Below are 16911 nucleotides of genomic sequence, written 5' to 3'. Positions count from 1 at the left end.
AAGCGCCATCCATGATTTGAGGCCAACTCGTTCAAGGATCGCTTCCGCGCCATGCTTCCGCTCATTGCCCTGTTCATCGCCGCCTTCGCTTTCGGCACCACCGAATTCGTCATTGCCGGCGTGCTGCCGCAAGTGGCCGACGGCCTTGGCGTTTCGATCCCGACCTCCGGCTACCTCGTCTCCGGCTATGCCGGCGGCATCGCGGTTGGCGGCCCATTGCTGGCGCTCGCCACCAAGGGCATTTCCCGCAAGACGCTGCTGCTTTGCCTGACCGTCGCCTTCACCATCGGCCAGGCCGCTTGCGCGCTGGCGCCCGATTTTACCTCGATGCTGCTCTTGCGCATTGCGGTCGCCGTCGCACACGGCGCCTATTTCGGCGTCGCCATGGTGGTGGCGGTCGGCCTCGTGCCCGAGGACAAGCGCGGCATGGCCGTGGCTGTGATCCTCTCCGGCCTCACAGTATCCAATGTCATCGGCGTGCCGGCCGGCACCGCAATCGGCAATCTCTGGGGCTGGCGCGCCACCTTCTGGGTGATGTGCGCGCTGGGCGTGGTGGCGTTTGCCGCCATGGCCGCCCTCCTGCCGCGCAAAACGGGCGCATCGAGCCCATCCACCAGCCTTGGCAGCGAGGTTCGCGTGCTGGCGCGCCAGCAAGTCTGGACCTCGCTGATCCTGATGCTGACGTTGATGATCGGCCAGTTCGGCCTGTTCACCTACATCACCCCGACACTGCTTGAGGTGACCCATCTCGACGAGAGCCTGATCCCCTGGGTGCTGCTGCTCAACGGCGTCGGCGCCACCGTCGGCGTCTTTCTCGGCGGCAAGCTTTCCGACTGGAAGCTGATGCCGTCGCTGATCACCATGCTTGCGCTGCACGCGGTGATGTTGGGCGTGATCTATGCCGTCAGCCCCTACCCCGTGCCGATGGTCATCGCCATCGTCGTCTGGGGTGGCCTCAACTTCGCCATCGGCACGCCGATCCAGACCCGCATCCTGGCCTGGACGGCGGACGCCTCCAACCTCGCCTCCTCGCTCATCCCCTCCGGCTTCAATGTCGGCATCGCGCTCGCCGCGTCGCTGGGCGCTGCCATGCTCAATGCCGGCTACGGCTATCGCAGCCTGCCGGTTGTGGGCGCTGCCGCCATGCTGGTGGCGGTGGTGGTGGCACTTGCCTCCTACATCTGGGAGGGGCGCAGCCGGGCAGCGCCGCCGCTGCCGGCACCGGCCGAATAGCGTCGGACTACAAATCGATCCGGAACAACAAACTCTCGGCGCCGCCATACGCGGCGTCCTTGATGAACGGACCGACCACACGGCCACCATTGGCCAGCACCACCTTCTGCGAGGCCGGATTGTCGAGGTCAGTGGTGAGCTCGACATATGGCAAACCAACAGCCCTCGCCTCGTCCAGCATCAGCCGCAGCGCCTCGGTCGCATAGCCTCGTCCGCGCTTCCACGGCGCCACGGCATAGCCGATATGGCCGAGCACATGCGACGGCAGTGCGGCCGTACCGGGCTGCCAGCGAAAGCCGATCGAGCCGGCGGCCTCGCCGTCCCAGATCCAGCGCCGGAAGCCCGGCAGCCGCGGCACGGTCGTGCCGTCCGGCAAGGTAATCGGGCCTCCTTTGGCCTCGGGATCGTCGAGGCTGGCAAGGAACGCCGCGGGATCCTCGTCGATCGCCGCAAGTTGCTCGCGCGTCGCTTCCATCAGCCGGACATTGTCCGGCGACCAGCCACGCTCGAGCGCCGCCTTGTAGGAGGGCAGATGTTCGAGCGTGGGTTTGACGATTTCGATCATGGTGGGTCTCTCCGGCAGGTCAAGGCTTGGCTCCCTTAAGCCGGTGCGGACCGTTTCTTGCGCAGAGGTAATGCCCCCCTGCTCTCCTTCGCCATTGAAGCGGTGTCGGCTCCTACTGCAGCAGGCCTTTGACGATGCCGCTGGCCTTGCCGAAATCCATCTGGCCGGCATATTTCTGCTTCAGCGCGGCAATCACCTTGCCCATGTCCTTCTGGCTCGCCGCACCAGTCGCTGCGATCGCTTCGCGCGCGGCCGCGGTGACGGCGGCGTCGTCCAGCTGCGTCGGCAGGAAGCCGCGGATGATCTCCATCTCGCCACGCTCCTGCGCCGCCAATTCCGGCCGCTTGCCGTCCTCGAACGCCTTGGCCGATTCCTCGCGCTGCTTCACCATCTTGGCCAGGATCTGCAGGATCTCCTCGTCGCTGGCGGGGTCCCTGGTCGAGCCGCGATTGGCGATGTCGCGGTCGTGGATGGCGGCCTGGATCAGCCTGAGCGTCGGCAGCCGGTGCTTGTCCTGCGCCTTCATCGCGCTTTTCAGGGATTCGGCGATTTTTGCGCGCATGATGCTTTCTCCTTCGAACGGCGCGGACAATAACCGCGGCCCATCCGCAAAGCAAACGCGCCAAAGCCCTGATATCGTTCGGCGAAACAAATGCTCGCCGTTTTTGGCACGGGCATCATTGACCGCTCTGGCGCCTTCCCCTATGTACTCGGCCTTGCACAAGACAAAGAATTGATGCGCGCAGGCTCGAGAGATCGGCCGCGCCGTTTGCTGCGCAGATGGCCCGCCATCGAAGCGCGCAGCGTGACAGGAGCGTCGCCATGGCCGAGATGACCCCCGAACTGACCCCGCCTTGGGCAACCGAAAAGCCGACCGCCGTCCTGGTGCTGGCCGACGGCACCGTCATCGAGGGTCGCGGCCTCGGCGCCACCGGTTCCGCCGTTGCCGAAGTCTGCTTCAACACCGCGCTCACCGGCTACCAGGAAATTCTCACCGACCCATCCTATGCCGGCCAGATCGTCACCTTCACCTTCCCGCATATCGGCAACATCGGCACCAATGACGAGGACATCGAGGACTTGAACCCGGTCGCCCGTGCCGGCGCCGTTGGCGCGGTGTTCAAGGCCGATGTCACCAACCCGTCCAACTACCGCGCCGGCACCGGGCTGGACCAGTGGCTGAAGAAGCGCGGCATCGTCGCGCTGTCGGGCATCGACACCCGGGCGCTGACCGCGCTGATCCGCGAAAAGGGCATGCCCAATGCCGTCATTGCGCACGCGCCCGACGGCATCTTCGACCTCGACGATTTGAAGCGGCGGGCCGCCGCCTGGTCGGGCCTGATCGGGCTTGACCTCGCCAAGGAAGTCACCTCCGGCCAGTCCTCGGTCTGGCGTGGAACGCCCTGGGTGTGGAACGAAGGCTTTGGCGAACAGGCCGAGCCGTCGATGCACGTCGTCGCCATCGACTACGGCGTCAAGCGTAACATCCTTCGCCTGCTTTCCGGCCTCGGCGCCAAGGTCACCGTGGTTCCGGCCGGTACCGGTTCGGAAGAAATCCTGGCCATGCAGCCCGACGGCATCTTCCTCTCCAACGGCCCCGGCGACCCGGAAGCCACCGGCGAATACGCGGTGCCGGTCATCCAGGACCTGCTCAAGACCGATATTCCGGTGTTCGGCATCTGCCTCGGCCACCAGATGCTGGCCCTGGCGCTGGGCGGCAAGACCGCCAAGATGCACCAGGGCCATCACGGCGCCAACCACCCCGTCAAGGATCATACCACCGGCAAGGTCGAGATCGTCTCGATGAACCACGGCTTTGCCGTCGATGCCGACTCCTTGCCCGAGGGCGTCGAGGAAACCCATGTCTCGCTGTTCGATGGCTCGAACTGCGGCATCGCGCTGACCGGACGTCCGGTGTTCTCGGTCCAGCACCACCCCGAGGCCTCGCCCGGCCCGCAGGACTCGCACTATCTGTTCCGCCGCTTCGTCAACCTGATCCGCGAAAAGCGCGGCGAGGAACTGCTGGCCGAACGGGCCTGAGCCCTCTGTGTAGCAGCGATAATATCGCTTAGCCTCGAGCGATAAATCTGCGATATTGCGCGAGTGAAGACGATCATCCTCTCGGTGTCGGCAGCTCGCGATCTCGACAACCTGCCGGCCGATGTCCGCGAGCAGGTCTCTGAGGGTTTGAACACTTATGCCATCAGCGGGCGTGGGGATGTAGAACGTCTTGCCGGCCGAGACGGTTACAGACTTCGGATCGGTTGCTACCGCGTTATATTGATGAAGATCGCACGACAATCCTCGCGATCTACATCGGCAAGCGCGAAACGACGACCTACAGCCGGCCATAGGACAGCACATCATGAACGCTCCGCAAATCATAAGGACTTCAACCGGGGAAGAACTGGTCGTCATCCCGAAGGCTGACTACGAGGCATTGCTGCATGCCGCCGAAGAAGCCAGAGAAGACGCTGCGGATGTGGCGATCTACGATGAGCGGAAGGCCGAGTTCAAAACGGAAAAGCCTCTGCCCGCCGAGGTGACCATGGATATTTTGCGAGGTTCCAGCCGGGCTCAAGGCGCTGCGCAACTGGCGCAAGCTGACGCAGGGCGAGTTCGCTGATGCCATCGGTGTCAGCCAGGGCTTCCTGTCGGACCTTGAATCCAATCGCCGCAAGCCATCGGCGCAAACCAGCACCATGCTGTCGAAGGCATTGGACGTGCCCAGCGAATGGATCGAAGCCTAGTATCTAACCTTACGCCACGGGCCGGCCTTCGCTGGCCTCCAGTATGGCAAACCATTGCTGGCGGTCGAGGTCGATCTCCAGCGCCTTGACCATGGCTGCCAGCCGCTCGGGCTTCATCGTGCCCAGCACCGGCGCCAGCCGCGCCGGATGACGCAGCAGCCAGGCGATGGCGACGGCGGCGAGATCGCCGGCGCCGATCTCGGCAGCCACCGCCGCGATTGCCGCCCTGACCCGCGCCTCGCGCCCTTCCTTGCCGGTGAACAGCAAGCCGCCGCCGAGCGGCGACCAGATCATCGGCGCATAGCCGAGGCGTTGCGCGTGATCGAGGCTGCCATCCACCAGCGCATTGGTTTTCAGCACCGACATCTCGATCTGATTGGTGGCCAAGGCAAATGGCAGCCGCGAAGCCAGAAGGTCGAACTGCGAGGGCGTGAAATTCGAAACGCCGACTGCCCGCACCTTTCCTGATTTGACCAGGCCGGCAAGGGCGGCCGCCGTCTCGTCGGCATCCATCAGCGGATCCGGCCGGTGCAGCAACAACAGGTCGAGATAGTCGGTGCCGAGATTGGCGAGCGAACGGTCGACCGAGGCGACGATATGGGCGGCACTGGTGTCGTAGTGCTTCAGCCGGTTCAGCGGCCGGGTTGCCGATGCCAGCATGATGTCGCATTTCGAGATCAATTCGATGCTCTCGCGCTTGCCCTTCCAGCGCGACAAGCCAGCGCCGAACGCCGCTTCGACCTCGTAATTGCCATAGATATCGGCATGGTCGAAACTGGTCAGGCCAAGGTCGACCGCGCTGCCGATCAACCGCGCGACCTGATCGGCATCCGGGCGCGCGGCGCTGTCGAGCAGGCGCCAGGCGCCGAACACCAGCCGCGAAAGCGACAAGCCGTCCTTGGTCAGCTTTATGCGGCTGTCATGGCTCATAGCTGTGCTCCATCTTCAGCGACGCCGGTGGCGGCGCTTCTCACCGCCGCCGGCCGCGCCACTTTCGTCACGAAGACGATGACTGCAAGTGTCAGGAAGCATGCCCCAACCAGATAGGGCGCGCCGCCGAACACCACGGGCGCATTCGGTCCGGTGAACCAGGAAAAGATCGCGGTGTAGAGCAGCGGCGTGATGATCGAGGTGATCGAGAAGATCGACGTCATCGCGCCCTGCAATTCGCCTTGCGCCGACGGCGGCACCTTGGCGGCGGCAAGGCTTCTCAGCGGCGGATCGGCCAGTGCTTCCAGGCAGCCGACGACGATCACCGCATAAATCATCCAGCCTTGCGAGGCGAAGGCGTAGCCGAAGGCGCTGGCCGCCGTGAATGTCAGGCCGATGACCGCCGTCCTCCATTCGCCAAGTTTGGGGATCACGCGCGGCAGCACCGTCGCCATGACGATCGCCCCACACAGGCCGAAGGCGCCGAGCGAGAAGCCGATCTGCTGCTCGCTCCAGCCATAACGATAATTGGACACGAACGACCACACCGCCGGATACATCATGTGGCCGAGCGTCATTAGGAAGAAGGCGAGCCCGATCCAGCCGATGCCCTGATATTGGCGCATCTGCAGCAGCGTGCCGACCGGGTTGGCGCGTTTCCACTCGAAGCGGCGGCGGTGCTTTTCATCGAGCGTTTCAGGCAGGAAGAACATGGCGATGAGGAAGTTCACGAAGGCAAGCCCGGCGGCAAAGTAAAACGGCACTCGCGGCCCGAACGTGCCGAGCAGCCCGCCCAGCACCGGCCCAATGACGAAGCCGACGCCGAAGGCGATGCCGAGCAGACCGAAATTCTTCGCCCGGTTGTCATCGTTCGAGATGTCGGCAATGAAGGCCGACGTCGTCGAATAGCTGGCGCCCGAAATGCCGGCCAGCACGCGGCCGATGAACAGCATCGGATAGGACCAGGCGATGGCGCAGATCAGATTGTCGATCGAGAATGTAAGCACCGAGGCAAGCAGGATCGGCCGCCGCCCGAAGCGGTCGCTCAATCCACCCATGATTGGCGCGAAGAAGAACTGCATCGCCGCATAGACGAAGAACAGCCAGCCGCCTTCGATCGCCGCTTCGCTGATGCCGACGCCGGAAAGCTCCCTGAGAAAGGCCGGCAACACCGGCATGATCATGCCGAAGCCGATAATGTCGAGCAGCAGCGTGGTGAAGACGAGCGCAAGGCCCCGCCTGGCGGTTTTGGGGTCGATCATGATGGCGTCTGCTCCCTGAGACCGCCCTTGGGCGGGCGCCCGTTATAGGCGAGGCGCCACTTTGGAACAATAGGAGAACGCCTCAGGCGTTCTCCTCCTGACATCTGTTGCCGGTGGTGAATCGGCCCGCCGACGGATGCGCTTTGGACCGCGGTCGGCTGGAACTTGCGAGCGCCTCAAACCGGACCGGTCAGCGTGTTGCAATCCGACAGCTTGCCGCTCTTGTAGCCGCGCGCCAGCCAGGTCTGCCGCTGCTGCGACGTCCCGTGGTTGAAGCTTTCCGGCACGACATAGCCCTGCATCTTCTTCTGCAGCGTATCGTCGCCGATCTGCTTGGCGGCGTTGAGCGCCTCTTCGATGTCGCCCTGTTCCAGAATGCCCTTCTGCGCGGTGAAATGCGCCCAAACGCCGGCGAAGCAGTCGGCCTGCAGCTCGATGCGCACCGACATCTGGTTGGCTTCCGCCTCACCCATCGACTGCCGCATCTGGTTGAACTTGGGCAGGATGCCGGTGAGGTTCTGCACATGGTGACCGACTTCATGAGCGATCACATAGGCTTGGGCGAAATCCCCCGAGGCGCCGAACTGCTGGTCGAGCTGCTGGAAGAAGGTGGTGTCGAGGTAGACCTTGTGGTCGCCGGGACAATAGAACGGTCCGGCTGCCGTCGAGGCGGAGCCGCAGGCCGAGCGGATCTGGCCGCTGAACAGCACAAGCTTCGGGTCCTCGTATTTCAGGCCCTGCGACTGGAAGATGCCGGTCCAGGTCTCTTCGGTCTCGGCCAGCACGGTCGCCACGAACTGCTTCATCTCGTCGGAAGCAGGCGTGCCGGCGCCGTCGTCCTGGCCGCCGCTGTTGTCGGTAATCTGGCCACCGCCACCCGGCAGCACGCCGCCGCCGTCGCCGCTGCCCAGGATCTGCGACGGGTCGAAGCCGAAATACCATCCGGCCAGCACCACGAGGACGACCAGCAATATGCTGCCGCCGCCGCCGGTGCGGCCGCCGATCGGGATGCGGAACTGGCCAGGGCTGCCGCCGCCGAAACCACCACCGCCGCCGCTGTCGCTGCGCTCGTCCTCGACATTGTCACTCTGACGGCGGCCCTTCCAGAGCATGGCAACTCCCCGTATGCAAATTTCGGCTGGCTTGGCCGATGTCGTGGCCCACTCCGACCCAACAGACAATTATCGCAATGGTTGCGCCAAGTCACAGTATTTTTCGTGGCAGCGGCATCGCGTTCGCACTCTGGTCGAGGCGGCATGCGCGCTGTAGCATCCGGTTCGAACGGGGGTGTCGGGGACTTGCGGACAATCGGTCGATTTCTGCTGCTGGCGGTGGTGCTATGCCTCGGCCCGTCGCCGGCGCGCGCCGTGACGCTCGATTCCAGCGTCGCCGTAACCGATCCCGAGACATTGCAGGCGCTTGAGCGTGGCGGCCTCTCGATCAGCCGCCTGCTCGGCCCGGCGCTGGGTCTCACGCGCGAGGTCGACAATCGGGGCCTGTTTTCGGTGCGCGCGCTGACCCCTGTCCGCAACGCCGTAAAGCAGGAGATCGCCGACGAGCCTGCCAATAGCCCCGATCCTTACGTCGCGGCCATGGCCAAGTCGAAGGACACCAGCCAGAAATTCAACCCGAAATACATCGACGATGACGGCTCGACGCTCGACCTGACCGGCGTCGTCAACCGCATGGACCGCGGCTATCTCGGCCACACCGAATGCGGCGAGATCAGGCTGATCTACCGCTTCCATTATTCGGTGGCGGAGAAGCCCACGAAGGGAAAGACAGCGCAACGAATCTCGTCGCGGCTGCCGCTGACCATGAGCCTGGTCTTCAACGCCAGGCCCGGTGAGGCTCACGCCCGCGCTTCGAGAGACCGTCCAAGCGCCACCGCCGTTTCCTGTGCCGAAATCGCCAAGCGCTGGCTCGCCGCCGGCCAGAAGAACCTTGCGCCCGAGCAACTGGCAGCCTGGCTGCGCTCCGACGAAGGGCCGCTCTCCAACGCCATGCTGAATTCGTCGCAGATCATGCGACTTGAGCTGAACATGCAGGTTCTCCGGCTGTCGGCCTCGAGCCGCCGCGACTTCGGTGGCCACGCCGAATATCTCCTCAAGATTTTCAAATGGGACCCAACGACGTCCACCTTCCAGGAATCGAAGATGGAGAACCAGATCGACCGGAAAGTGGTTCTGGCCGACCGGCCGGCCTTCGCCAAATGGCTGCTGACCGACCGCAACCTCTACGACCTCGATCGCGGCCGGCTGGTCATCGACGACAAGTTCCTGGCGACCAGCGCCGTCTCGGTCGCACCCGGCGGCATGGCCAGGTCGCAAAACAATATCGCCTATGGGCTGCTCGACGATGCTGACATCGACAGGGCGTTGCAGGACTATGTCGCCAAGGGCAACGAGCTGCGCAGCGTGAAATCGGTGGCCGGCTTCAATCTGCGTCTCAACGAAATGACCTGCACCGGCTGCCACCAGACGCACGGCATTGCCGGCTTCCATTACACCGGCGCCGATCCGGCCAGCGAGCCGCGCCGCAACGCCGTCTTCGTCCCCGGCTCGGCGGTGTTCTTCGCCGACCTGCCGCGCCGCCGCGCCATCGTCGAGGACTTCGCCGCCGGCGGCCATCCGGATTTCTCACGCGGCTTCGCCGCCCGTCCGGACGCCAAACTCGCCGAAGCGCTGAAAGGCACCGATCTCTACAATGGCTGGGGGTCGATCTGCTACAGTGGCGAGGATACGAGCTTCAAGGACTGGAACTGCGGCGAAAGCCTGCGCTGCGCCGGCGTCCATGAAAGCGACATCCATCCGGGCTTCGGCACCTGCGTCAGCGAGGCGGCCACCGCAGTCGGCGACCCCGTCGAGTTCGGCGAGATCAAGATGTCGAGCTGGGGCAGCGACAAATATTGCCGCCTGTCGCCGGCCACCGCAAAAGCCTGCGCCATCGATCCGGCGCGCGACAAGAAACCGGTAATCAAGCTCGCCGGCTATGGCGCGGCGCGCCAACGCTACGACAACCCCGAGCAGAAGACCGGTGGCTTTCCCGGGGGCATGCTGCGCAAGGCAAGCTGCGACAAGCTTCCCGACGAGGCGACTTGCGGCCGCCTCGCCAAGACCGGTTTCAACGACTGCATCGCGTCGGGCAAGGACCACAAATTCTGCACCAAGGAATTCACCAAGACCGCCGGCCTGCGCGCCTGCGACAAGGCGCATCCCTGCCGCGAGGACTATATCTGCACCGCCGGCTACGACGATCTGGCCGCAGCCAAGCCTGGCAAGGGCTCCTGCATTCCGCCCTATTTCATATTCCAGTTCCGCGTCGACGGCCATCCGCGCAGTTGGGTGCAGGACACCGAGGAATGAGCGGCAGGTTGCCGCTTGCGAACAGAACTCAGATCTTCTGCTTGGTGCCGGCGCTTTTGCCGTCCGAGCTTTTGGAGCGTTCCTCGAAACGCGCGGCGCCCTTTTTCAGCGCATGGCCGGTTTCGACCTCGGTCTTGCGTTCGTCCTTTGCCGCTGCCTGCCTCAAACCCTCGGCCGCCTGCTTGCCCTTCGCGGTCGGTGCCTGTTCGACGCCCATGTTTTCCTCCTTGGCGCGCGACAATCACGCGCAACGTCAGGAGCAACGAGCCTGACGTGCGGAGGTTCCAGTGGTGCGGCCCCGGCACCCCTCAGCGCGGCGCGATCATCGCCTTGCGAAAGGCTTCCAGCGTCTCGGCGCTGACATGATGCTCGATGCCCTCGGCATCGATGCGCGCCGTCTCGGCGCTGACGCCGAGCGAACGCAAAAACGCTTCTACCGTCTGGTGGCGGATGCGGCTCTCTTCCGCCACCTTGCGCCCGGCGTCGGTCAGGAACACACCGCGATAGGGTTTTCTGGAAACGAGCCCGTCGGCGCACAGCCTGGTCAGCATCTTGGCCACCGTCGGCTGGGCGACGCCGAGCCGCGCAGCAATATCGACCTGACGCGCCTCATTGCCGTCCTCGATCAGGTCGGCGATCAGCTCGACATAATCCTCGACCAGCGCGCCGCGGCGCGCTTCGCGCTGCTGCCGGAACCCTTTCGAATGAATCTCGGCGTCAGGCAGCGGCTCCTCGCGTCCAACCGGTCTGTGCTTCAGCGCCAACACGCGCTCCTTCCTATCTTTTGACAAGAATCGGCTTTGGGCAAAGCAAGCCCTTTGCCATTCATAGCACGGGCTTAACTGTTCCAGCCGTTTATTTCCATTCCATGGTAGGCGCAACCGGCGTTTGCGATCCCCGGCCGGCCTGCCGGTCGGCGCAACAGGAAGCTCATACAATGAAATATAGCCTATTGCATAATGTTGAGCCCTGGCATAGATAGGATGACGTCAACCGATCCACCCAGTGGAAAGCCCTCCATGTCCGAAGCTGACGCTACCTTGGGATCATCCTGGCGATTTGACAGGCCGGAGGACAATCCTCCCAGCCTGCGCGAGGTGAACTCCACGATCGCGGTGCCGCAGTCCGGCGTCTGGTTCCGTCGCCTGTTCGCCTTCATGGGACCGGGCTACATGGTCTCGGTCGGCTATATGGATCCGGGCAACTGGGCCACCGACCTCGCCGGCGGCGCCCAGTTCGGCTACACGCTATTGTTCATCATCATGCTGTCCAACCTGATGGCGATCCTGCTGCAGGCGCTTGCCGCCCGGCTTGGCATCGCCACCGGCCGCGACCTCGCCCAGGCCTGCCGCGCCTATTATCCGCGTCCCGTCAGTTTCGTGCTGTGGATCGCCTGCGAACTCGCCATCATCGCCTGCGACCTCGCCGAGGTGATCGGCACGGCGATCGCGCTGCAGCTTCTGTTCGGCATTCCGCTGATCGGCGGCGCGTTGCTGACGGCGCTCGACGCCTTCATCGTGCTGCTCTTGATGAACAAGGGTTTCCGCTATCTCGAAGCCTTCGTCATCGCGCTTTTGATCATCATCTTCGGCTGTTTCGCCATCCAGATCTTTGCCGCTGCCCCTCCGGTCGGCTCGATCCTGCATTCGATGTTCGTGCCGTCGACGGAGATCGTCACCAATCCGGCGATGCTCTACATCGCCATCGGCATCATCGGCGCCACGGTGATGCCGCACAATCTCTACCTGCACTCCTCGATCGTACAGACACGCGCCTATGAACGGACCGAAAAAGGCAAGCGCGACGCCATTAAATGGGCGACGACGGACTCGACCATCGCGCTCGTCCTGGCGCTGTTCGTCAACGCCTCGATCCTGATCGTCTCGGCGGTGGCCTTCCATGGCACCGGCCATCAGGATGTCGCCGAGATCGGCCAAGCCTTCGAGCTCTTGTCGCCACTGCTCGGCCTCGGCATCGCCTCCATCCTGTTTGCGGTGGCGCTGCTGGCCTCCGGCCTCAACTCGACGGTTACGGCTACGCTTGCCGGCCAGATCGTCATGGAAGGCTTTTTGCGCCTGCGCATTCCGCAATGGGCGCGCCGGCTGCTGACGCGCGGCATCGCCATCGTCCCGGTGGTGGTCGTCACCGCGCTCTATGGTGAAAAGGGCACCGGCCAGTTGCTGGTCTTCAGCCAGGTGGTGCTGTCGATGCAGCTGCCCTTCGCAGTCATCCCGCTGGTGCAGTTCGTCTCCGACAAGAAGAAGATGGGCAACCTTGCCATTCCCCGCGGCGTGGCGGCCCTCGCCTGGGTGGTCGCGGCGGTCATCCTGGTGCTCAACTTCAAGCTGCTCTACGACACCGTCTTCGGCGTCGGCTGAGTTTCATTCCCGACCGCGACAAACCGGCGGCTTGCGCTATCTTACCGGCCATCATGACAAGTGTCGAAGACGCCAGGAAATTTTACGCGCAGCTGATGGCGGCCAATGCCGGCTCGGCCGATCCGCGCCTCGAAGAGGCGTTCGCCACCGTTCCGCGCGAGGCCTTTCTCGGGGCCGGACCCTGGGCGGTAGTCGCCGGCAGGGCGCTCACCACCGGCAACGGCAAGATCATGACGCCGAGCGCCGATCCTGTTCACATCTATCAGGACGTGCTGGTGGCGCTCGATGCCGACAAGGGCATCAACAATGGCGAACCCTCCCTGCACGCGATGTGGATCGGCAGGATCGCCCCCAGACCGGACGAGGCCGTCACCCATATCGGCGCCGGCACAGGCTACTACACCGCCTTGCTGGCGCGGCTGGTTGCGCCCGGCCCGGTGACCGCCTTCGAAATAGAGGCAGATCTTGCTGCCAGAGCAACAAAGAATCTCGAAACCTACGGCAATGTAAGCGTCGTCCACGGCGATGCCGTCACCGGCGATGTGCCGCCGTCCGACATCATCTATGTCAATGCCGGTGTCGTCGCACCGCCGGCTCCTTGGCTTCGGGCGCTGAAAGCGGGCGGCCGCATGATCTTTCCCTGGCGTCCGTCCCAGGGCGTCGGCCTGGCCGTGATGGTAACCCGCAACGACAAGGGCTTTGCCTGCGACCCCTTCATGCGCTCGTGGTTCATCCCCTGCGTCGGCGCCTCGGCGGCCGGTTCGGCGGCCAAAATCCCCGACCTCCAGAAGGCGGCGCGCAGCCGTTCGATCTGGCTGACGTCAGACAGGGCGCCGGACCGGACCGCCACCGCCATCATCGGCGACGTCTGGTTTTCGTCGCAGGCGCTTGGCGGCGGGCGACGGCGGTAGGTACCCTTGTCGGCCGGCAGCGTTTTTTTGCCAACGCCTGTCGGGCGGCCGCCGGCCTGTCCGTCCTTAGATCGAAATCCGGCCCTGACGGCGCGGATCCTGGAAAAGGAAAATCCAATGCGAAAGATCATCGCTTCCACCTTCGTCAGCCTCGACGGCGTCATGCAGGCGCCAGGCGGCCCGGAAGAAGACCCGGTTGGCGGCTTCGAATTCGGCGGCTGGACGTTCCACTACTTCGACGAGGTGGCGGGGGTGGCCATGGAGGAATTGTTCTCCAAACCCTTCGCCCTGCTGCTCGGCCGCAGAACCTACGACATCTTCGCCGCTTACTGGCCGTATCAGAAAGATGCCATCGGAGATGCCTTCAACCCTGCGACTAAATATGTGGCGACGCATCGGCCGGATTCGCTCACCTGGGAAAATACGCAATGGCTTGGAGAAGATATCGTCGCGGCGTTGCGCCGCCTCAAGAAGGAAGATGGGCCTGACCTGCTCATCCAGGGTTCGAGCGAGCTGATCCAGACTTTGCTCGCCAACGGGCTGATCGACGAGATCCGGTTGATGATCTTCCCGCTGCTGCTGGGCAAGGGCAAGCGGCTGTTCGATGGTGGTGCGATGCCCGCCGCTTTCAAGCTGGTCAAGTCGCAGGCCACCACCACAGGCGTCATCATGGCGACCTACGAACGCGGGGGTGAGGTCAAGGTCGGGTCGTTCGCTACGCAGAAGCCGTCAGAGGCCGAGCTCGAGCGGCGTAAGAACTGGAAGTAACAGGGACAGGCTTGGCACCTTTCCTCTCCCCCGATCGACGGGGGAGAGGAAATGCAAGTTCTGTCAAGCCGCCACAGCCCGCCGTGCCAACCCACCCCGGATATACCGCGCGAACTCCTGCGCTGCCGGCGCCGTGCCGTACTTCGGCAAATGCAGATTGATGGAAAAATTCGGCAGCGGCGGCAGCCCGGCATCAAAAGCCAGGATGTCAAGATCGGCAGGCACGGTGGAGGCCAGCCAGGCGGTGACGGCAAGGTCGGAGCGCACTGTCGCGGTCGTGGCGTCGATGTTGCCGTTCTCGAACACGGTGCGCCATTCCAGCCCGTGCTCGTTCAGCGCCGACAGCACCACCGGGCGGAAGGCGCAGGTGTCGGCGACGATCGACACCGGCAGCGGCCGCTTGGCGCGGGCGACGCCGCCCTTGGCCCCCACCCAGACCAGCCGGTCAATGGCCAGGCACTCACCGGCGGACGGGCCGACCGGTTCCTCGATGACGGCAAGGTCGATGGTGCCGGCTGCAAGAGCCGCGGCAAGATCCGGCGAGGCGGCGCAGAGTAGGGATATCTCGATCTTCGGATAGGTCTCGGCATAGGCTTTCAGCACCGGCGCCAGCAAGGTGCCGACAAGGTCATAGGGAACACCGAGCCGCACCTGGCCGGCGACCTCGGTGCCCGCCATCTCGGCCCAGATCTCGTCATTGAGGCCAAGCAACCGTTTGCCCTTGCCGAACAGCCGCTCGCCGGGCCGCGTCAGCCGCAAGCCACGCCGGTCGCGCTCGAACAGGCTGCAGCCCAGCGCCTCCTCCAGCCTTTTGATCTGCTGGCTGACGGCGCCTTGCGTCAGATGCAGCGCGTTCGCCGCCGCCGTCATGCTGGCCTTGTCGGCGACAGTGACGAAGGTGCGGATCAGCGCTGTGTCGAGGTTACGGATCATGGTTGGCATTATACCTACTAATGCCAACCATCGCAAACATTGCATTTACTGAAGTATGCAGAAGTCTACCGTAGGGCCTTCGATGGAGGACGCCTCATGTTGCAGCCCATCTTTCCGCTCATCCTGTTTGCCTTCGTGGCCACCGTCACGCCGGGAATCGCCACCACCCTGTCGACTGCTTCAGGTGCGCAGTTCGGCTTTCGCCGTTCCGTTCCCCTATTGATCGGCAGCGCTGCCGGCCTCGCCACCGTGACCGCTGCTGCCGCCGCCGGGCTCGCCGGTCTGCTGCTGGCCATGCCGTCGCTGCAACTGGCGATGAAAATCATCGGCTCGCTCTATCTCATCTGGCTGGCAATCAAGATCGGCCGCGCCGGGCCGCCTGATCTCGATGTGGCGATGGCAAAACCCAACAGCTTCTTCGGCGGCGCCGGCATTCAATGGATGAACCCGAAGGGCTGGGCGATGGGACTGGGTGCGGCGGCCTCGTTCGCAGCCCTTGCCGACGGTCCGGGACAACTCGCGCTGCTGCTCGGCTCGACCTTCGGCTTCACCGCAGCCATCTCGCTGTCGATCTGGTGCGTGGCGGGCATGGTGCTGGCACGGCTGCTCAAGACCGAATGGCAATGGCGCGCGCTCAACATCGTGCTGGCGCTGGTGCTGGCTGCGTCGATCATACCGATGTGGCGGGGAGCGTAAACGCAGAGGTCGGCGCCAGTACCGCACCCGGACCTGCGGTCCGACCTCCCCACAAAGGGGAGGTAGGGGAGCGCGCACTTTATCCTCCCCCTTGTGGGGAGGGCCGCGAACGAAGTGAGCGGGGTGGGGGTCCTGGTTCGCGAAGCGAACCAGCTACTCTCAAGCCGCGTAACGCGCCGCCGGCTTGTCGGCGTGCAGGCTGCCGTAGAAGACTTGCCTTGCGCCGAGGAAGGTGTCGAGCTTGGCTGTGTCGGCAAGTGCCGGCACGGTGACGGCTTCGCCCCTGGATAGGCCCACAAGCGCGGCATCGACCATATCGTCGGCGGACATGATGATCTCCTTCGGCAGATTGTGGATATCGCCACCGGCGAGCTCCCAGAAATCGGTGCGGGTCGCGCCCGGCAGCACCGCCTGCACCTTCACATTGGTGCCGGCGACTTCGCGGTGCAGGGCCTCGGTGAAGTTGACGACATAGGCCTTGGTACCGCTGTAGATGCCGCCGAACGAGGTATCATAGGCGAGCACAGAGGCGATGTTGACGATGGCGCCGCGGTTGCGCGCAAGAAGCCCCGGCAGAACGGCGCGGGTCAGGCGGGTCAAGGCGATGACGTTGACCTTGATCATGCGCTCGGCCTCGTCGGCGTCGGCCGTTGCCACCACGGCCTGGCCGCCAATGCCGGCATTGTTGACCAGCAGCGTGACGCTATCGTCGGCTGCGATCGCCTGCTCGACGCGGCGCACATCATTGTCGTCGGCGAGGTCGGCTGATATCACGCTGACCTTGCGCTTGTAGGCATAACGCAGCTTTTCAGCCAGTTCCTGCAGCCGGTCGGCGCGCCGCGCCACCAGCACCAGATCGTAGCCTTGCCCGGCCAGCCGGTCGGCATAGACAGCACCTATGCCGGCCGATGCACCAGTGACGACTGCGGTACCCTTGTTGTCCTGTCCACTCATTGTCCTGTTCCTTTTTCTGCCCGGCGAGACAGGTCGATGACCCTCGTCCCGCCCTGACTTCCAATTAGTGGTATATGCCACCATCCTGGAAGTAGGTATATGCCACTATCTTGTCAACGGAGGCGGCAGAAACTATTTCTGCGACAGGCCGGCAGCGGTTTTGCCG

General features: G+C 64.1%; 18 protein-coding genes. 9 read left to right on the top strand and 9 right to left on the bottom strand.

Annotation, left to right across the window (positions count from 1 at the left end; translation table 11 throughout):
* Positions 1-51 precede the first annotated feature (51 nt).
* Positions 52-1233, top strand: coding sequence for an MFS transporter (locus NKJ88_RS28335; RefSeq protein ID WP_023754529.1), 1182 nt, complete (start codon positions 52-54; stop codon positions 1231-1233).
* A gap of 7 nt (positions 1234-1240) precedes the next feature.
* On the opposite strand, the gene NKJ88_RS28330 is transcribed toward NKJ88_RS28335, so the two are convergent.
* On the bottom strand, positions 1241-1798 hold the full coding sequence (locus NKJ88_RS28330; RefSeq protein ID WP_352446384.1) for a GNAT family N-acetyltransferase: 558 nt from the start codon (positions 1796-1798) through the stop codon (positions 1241-1243).
* A 112-nt stretch (positions 1799-1910) separates the two neighbouring features.
* Positions 1911-2360: a GatB/YqeY domain-containing protein gene (locus NKJ88_RS28325; RefSeq protein WP_352446383.1), complete on the bottom strand. Its 450-nt coding sequence runs from the start codon at positions 2358-2360 to the stop codon at positions 1911-1913.
* A gap of 260 nt (positions 2361-2620) precedes the next feature.
* Here NKJ88_RS28325 and carA point away from each other — a divergent pair, with 260 nt between their 5' ends.
* The 3 genes from carA (at position 2621) to NKJ88_RS28310 (ending at position 4548) form a co-directional block, all read left to right on the top strand.
* Positions 2621-3838 (top strand): glutamine-hydrolyzing carbamoyl-phosphate synthase small subunit, encoded by a 1218-nt coding sequence (gene carA, locus NKJ88_RS28320; RefSeq protein ID WP_352446382.1) that lies wholly within the window; start codon positions 2621-2623, stop codon positions 3836-3838.
* A 325-nt stretch (positions 3839-4163) separates the two neighbouring features.
* Positions 4164-4424 (top strand): hypothetical protein, encoded by a 261-nt coding sequence (locus NKJ88_RS28315; protein WP_245260143.1) that lies wholly within the window; start codon positions 4164-4166, stop codon positions 4422-4424.
* A complete protein-coding gene (locus NKJ88_RS28310) occupies positions 4351-4548 on the top strand; it encodes a helix-turn-helix domain-containing protein (RefSeq protein WP_348524580.1) in 198 nt (65 codons plus the stop codon). Before NKJ88_RS28315 ends, NKJ88_RS28310 begins: the two co-directional genes overlap by 74 nt.
* A 9-nt stretch (positions 4549-4557) precedes the next feature.
* On the opposite strand, the gene NKJ88_RS28305 is transcribed toward NKJ88_RS28310, so the two are convergent.
* From NKJ88_RS28305 to ypfJ, 3 genes are all read right to left on the bottom strand, one after another.
* A complete protein-coding gene (locus NKJ88_RS28305; protein ID WP_352446380.1) occupies positions 4558-5478 on the bottom strand; it encodes an aldo/keto reductase in 921 nt (306 codons plus the stop codon).
* Positions 5475-6740, bottom strand: coding sequence for a TCR/Tet family MFS transporter (locus NKJ88_RS28300; protein ID WP_352446378.1), 1266 nt, complete (start codon positions 6738-6740; stop codon positions 5475-5477). The genes NKJ88_RS28305 and NKJ88_RS28300 overlap by 4 nt, the downstream gene beginning before the upstream one ends.
* 176 nt (positions 6741-6916) lie before the next feature.
* Positions 6917-7852 (bottom strand): KPN_02809 family neutral zinc metallopeptidase, encoded by a 936-nt coding sequence (gene ypfJ / locus NKJ88_RS28295; protein ID WP_023672436.1) that lies wholly within the window; start codon positions 7850-7852, stop codon positions 6917-6919.
* A 186-nt stretch (positions 7853-8038) separates the two neighbouring features.
* Between ypfJ and NKJ88_RS28290 the strand changes: the two genes are divergently transcribed.
* The gene (locus tag NKJ88_RS28290; RefSeq protein WP_352446376.1) at positions 8039-10105 is read left to right on the top strand and encodes a hypothetical protein; all 2067 of its coding nucleotides are present in this window, start codon (positions 8039-8041) and stop codon (positions 10103-10105) included.
* Positions 10106-10133: 28 nt separating this feature from the next.
* Here NKJ88_RS28290 and NKJ88_RS28285 read toward each other — a convergent pair whose 3' ends face one another.
* Together NKJ88_RS28285 and mntR are read right to left on the bottom strand one after the other, a co-directional pair.
* A complete protein-coding gene (locus NKJ88_RS28285; protein ID WP_023672434.1) occupies positions 10134-10322 on the bottom strand; it encodes a hypothetical protein in 189 nt (62 codons plus the stop codon).
* A gap of 91 nt (positions 10323-10413) precedes the next feature.
* Positions 10414-10869: a manganese-binding transcriptional regulator MntR gene (gene mntR, locus NKJ88_RS28280; RefSeq protein ID WP_023672433.1), complete on the bottom strand. Its 456-nt coding sequence runs from the start codon at positions 10867-10869 to the stop codon at positions 10414-10416.
* A 255-nt stretch (positions 10870-11124) separates the two neighbouring features.
* Between mntR and NKJ88_RS28275 the strand changes: the two genes are divergently transcribed.
* From NKJ88_RS28275 to NKJ88_RS28265, 3 genes are all read left to right on the top strand, one after another.
* Positions 11125-12483 carry an Nramp family divalent metal transporter gene (locus NKJ88_RS28275; protein WP_023697071.1) on the top strand — a complete coding sequence of 453 codons (1359 nt, stop codon included), beginning with the start codon at positions 11125-11127 and terminating at the stop codon, positions 12481-12483.
* 53 nt (positions 12484-12536) lie between these two features.
* Entirely contained in the window at positions 12537-13394 is an 858-nt protein-coding gene (locus NKJ88_RS28270; RefSeq protein ID WP_352446373.1) for a protein-L-isoaspartate O-methyltransferase family protein, read from the top strand.
* 117 nt (positions 13395-13511) lie between these two features.
* Positions 13512-14162 carry a dihydrofolate reductase family protein gene (locus NKJ88_RS28265; RefSeq protein ID WP_023727458.1) on the top strand — a complete coding sequence of 217 codons (651 nt, stop codon included), beginning with the start codon at positions 13512-13514 and terminating at the stop codon, positions 14160-14162.
* Between the two features lie 63 nt (positions 14163-14225).
* Here the strand turns inward: NKJ88_RS28265 and NKJ88_RS28260 are convergent, their stop codons facing one another.
* Complete coding sequence (locus NKJ88_RS28260; protein WP_023683786.1) at positions 14226-15095, bottom strand: LysR family transcriptional regulator; 870 nt, start codon at positions 15093-15095, stop codon at positions 14226-14228.
* Between the two features lie 96 nt (positions 15096-15191).
* Between NKJ88_RS28260 and NKJ88_RS28255 the strand changes: the two genes are divergently transcribed.
* A complete protein-coding gene (locus tag NKJ88_RS28255) occupies positions 15192-15791 on the top strand; it encodes a LysE family translocator (protein WP_023683785.1) in 600 nt (199 codons plus the stop codon).
* A 159-nt stretch (positions 15792-15950) separates the two neighbouring features.
* Here the strand turns inward: NKJ88_RS28255 and NKJ88_RS28250 are convergent, their stop codons facing one another.
* Complete coding sequence (locus NKJ88_RS28250; RefSeq protein WP_023683784.1) at positions 15951-16745, bottom strand: SDR family NAD(P)-dependent oxidoreductase; 795 nt, start codon at positions 16743-16745, stop codon at positions 15951-15953.
* Positions 16746-16911 lie beyond the last annotated feature (166 nt).

It is taken from the genome of Mesorhizobium sp. M0016 (assembly GCF_040324035.1).
Taxonomy (GTDB): Bacteria; Pseudomonadota; Alphaproteobacteria; order Rhizobiales; family Rhizobiaceae; genus Mesorhizobium.
This window is presented reverse-complemented; position numbering and strand designations above follow the sequence as displayed.

Bases quoted from the DNA above. Each gene is read 5' to 3' on its own strand.
- NKJ88_RS28335 (WP_023754529.1), top strand. From the start codon at position 52: ATGCTTCCGCTCATTGCCCTGTTCATCGCCGCCTTCGCTTTCGGCACC.
- NKJ88_RS28330 (WP_352446384.1), bottom strand. From the start codon at position 1,798: ATGATCGAAATCGTCAAACCCACGCTCGAACATCTGCCCTCCTACAAG.
- NKJ88_RS28325 (WP_352446383.1), bottom strand. From the start codon at position 2,360: ATGCGCGCAAAAATCGCCGAATCCCTGAAAAGCGCGATGAAGGCGCAG.
- carA (WP_352446382.1), top strand. From the start codon at position 2,621: ATGGCCGAGATGACCCCCGAACTGACCCCGCCTTGGGCAACCGAAAAG.
- NKJ88_RS28315 (WP_245260143.1), top strand. From the start codon at position 4,164: ATGAACGCTCCGCAAATCATAAGGACTTCAACCGGGGAAGAACTGGTC.
- NKJ88_RS28305 (WP_352446380.1), bottom strand. From the start codon at position 5,478: ATGAGCCATGACAGCCGCATAAAGCTGACCAAGGACGGCTTGTCGCTT.
- NKJ88_RS28300 (WP_352446378.1), bottom strand. From the start codon at position 6,740: ATGATCGACCCCAAAACCGCCAGGCGGGGCCTTGCGCTCGTCTTCACC.
- ypfJ (WP_023672436.1), bottom strand. From the start codon at position 7,852: ATGCTCTGGAAGGGCCGCCGTCAGAGTGACAATGTCGAGGACGAGCGC.
- NKJ88_RS28285 (WP_023672434.1), bottom strand. From the start codon at position 10,322: ATGGGCGTCGAACAGGCACCGACCGCGAAGGGCAAGCAGGCGGCCGAG.
- NKJ88_RS28275 (WP_023697071.1), top strand. From the start codon at position 11,125: ATGTCCGAAGCTGACGCTACCTTGGGATCATCCTGGCGATTTGACAGG.
- NKJ88_RS28270 (WP_352446373.1), top strand. From the start codon at position 12,537: ATGACAAGTGTCGAAGACGCCAGGAAATTTTACGCGCAGCTGATGGCG.
- NKJ88_RS28265 (WP_023727458.1), top strand. From the start codon at position 13,512: ATGCGAAAGATCATCGCTTCCACCTTCGTCAGCCTCGACGGCGTCATG.
- NKJ88_RS28260 (WP_023683786.1), bottom strand. From the start codon at position 15,095: ATGATCCGTAACCTCGACACAGCGCTGATCCGCACCTTCGTCACTGTC.
- NKJ88_RS28255 (WP_023683785.1), top strand. From the start codon at position 15,192: ATGTTGCAGCCCATCTTTCCGCTCATCCTGTTTGCCTTCGTGGCCACC.
- NKJ88_RS28250 (WP_023683784.1), bottom strand. From the start codon at position 16,745: ATGAGTGGACAGGACAACAAGGGTACCGCAGTCGTCACTGGTGCATCG.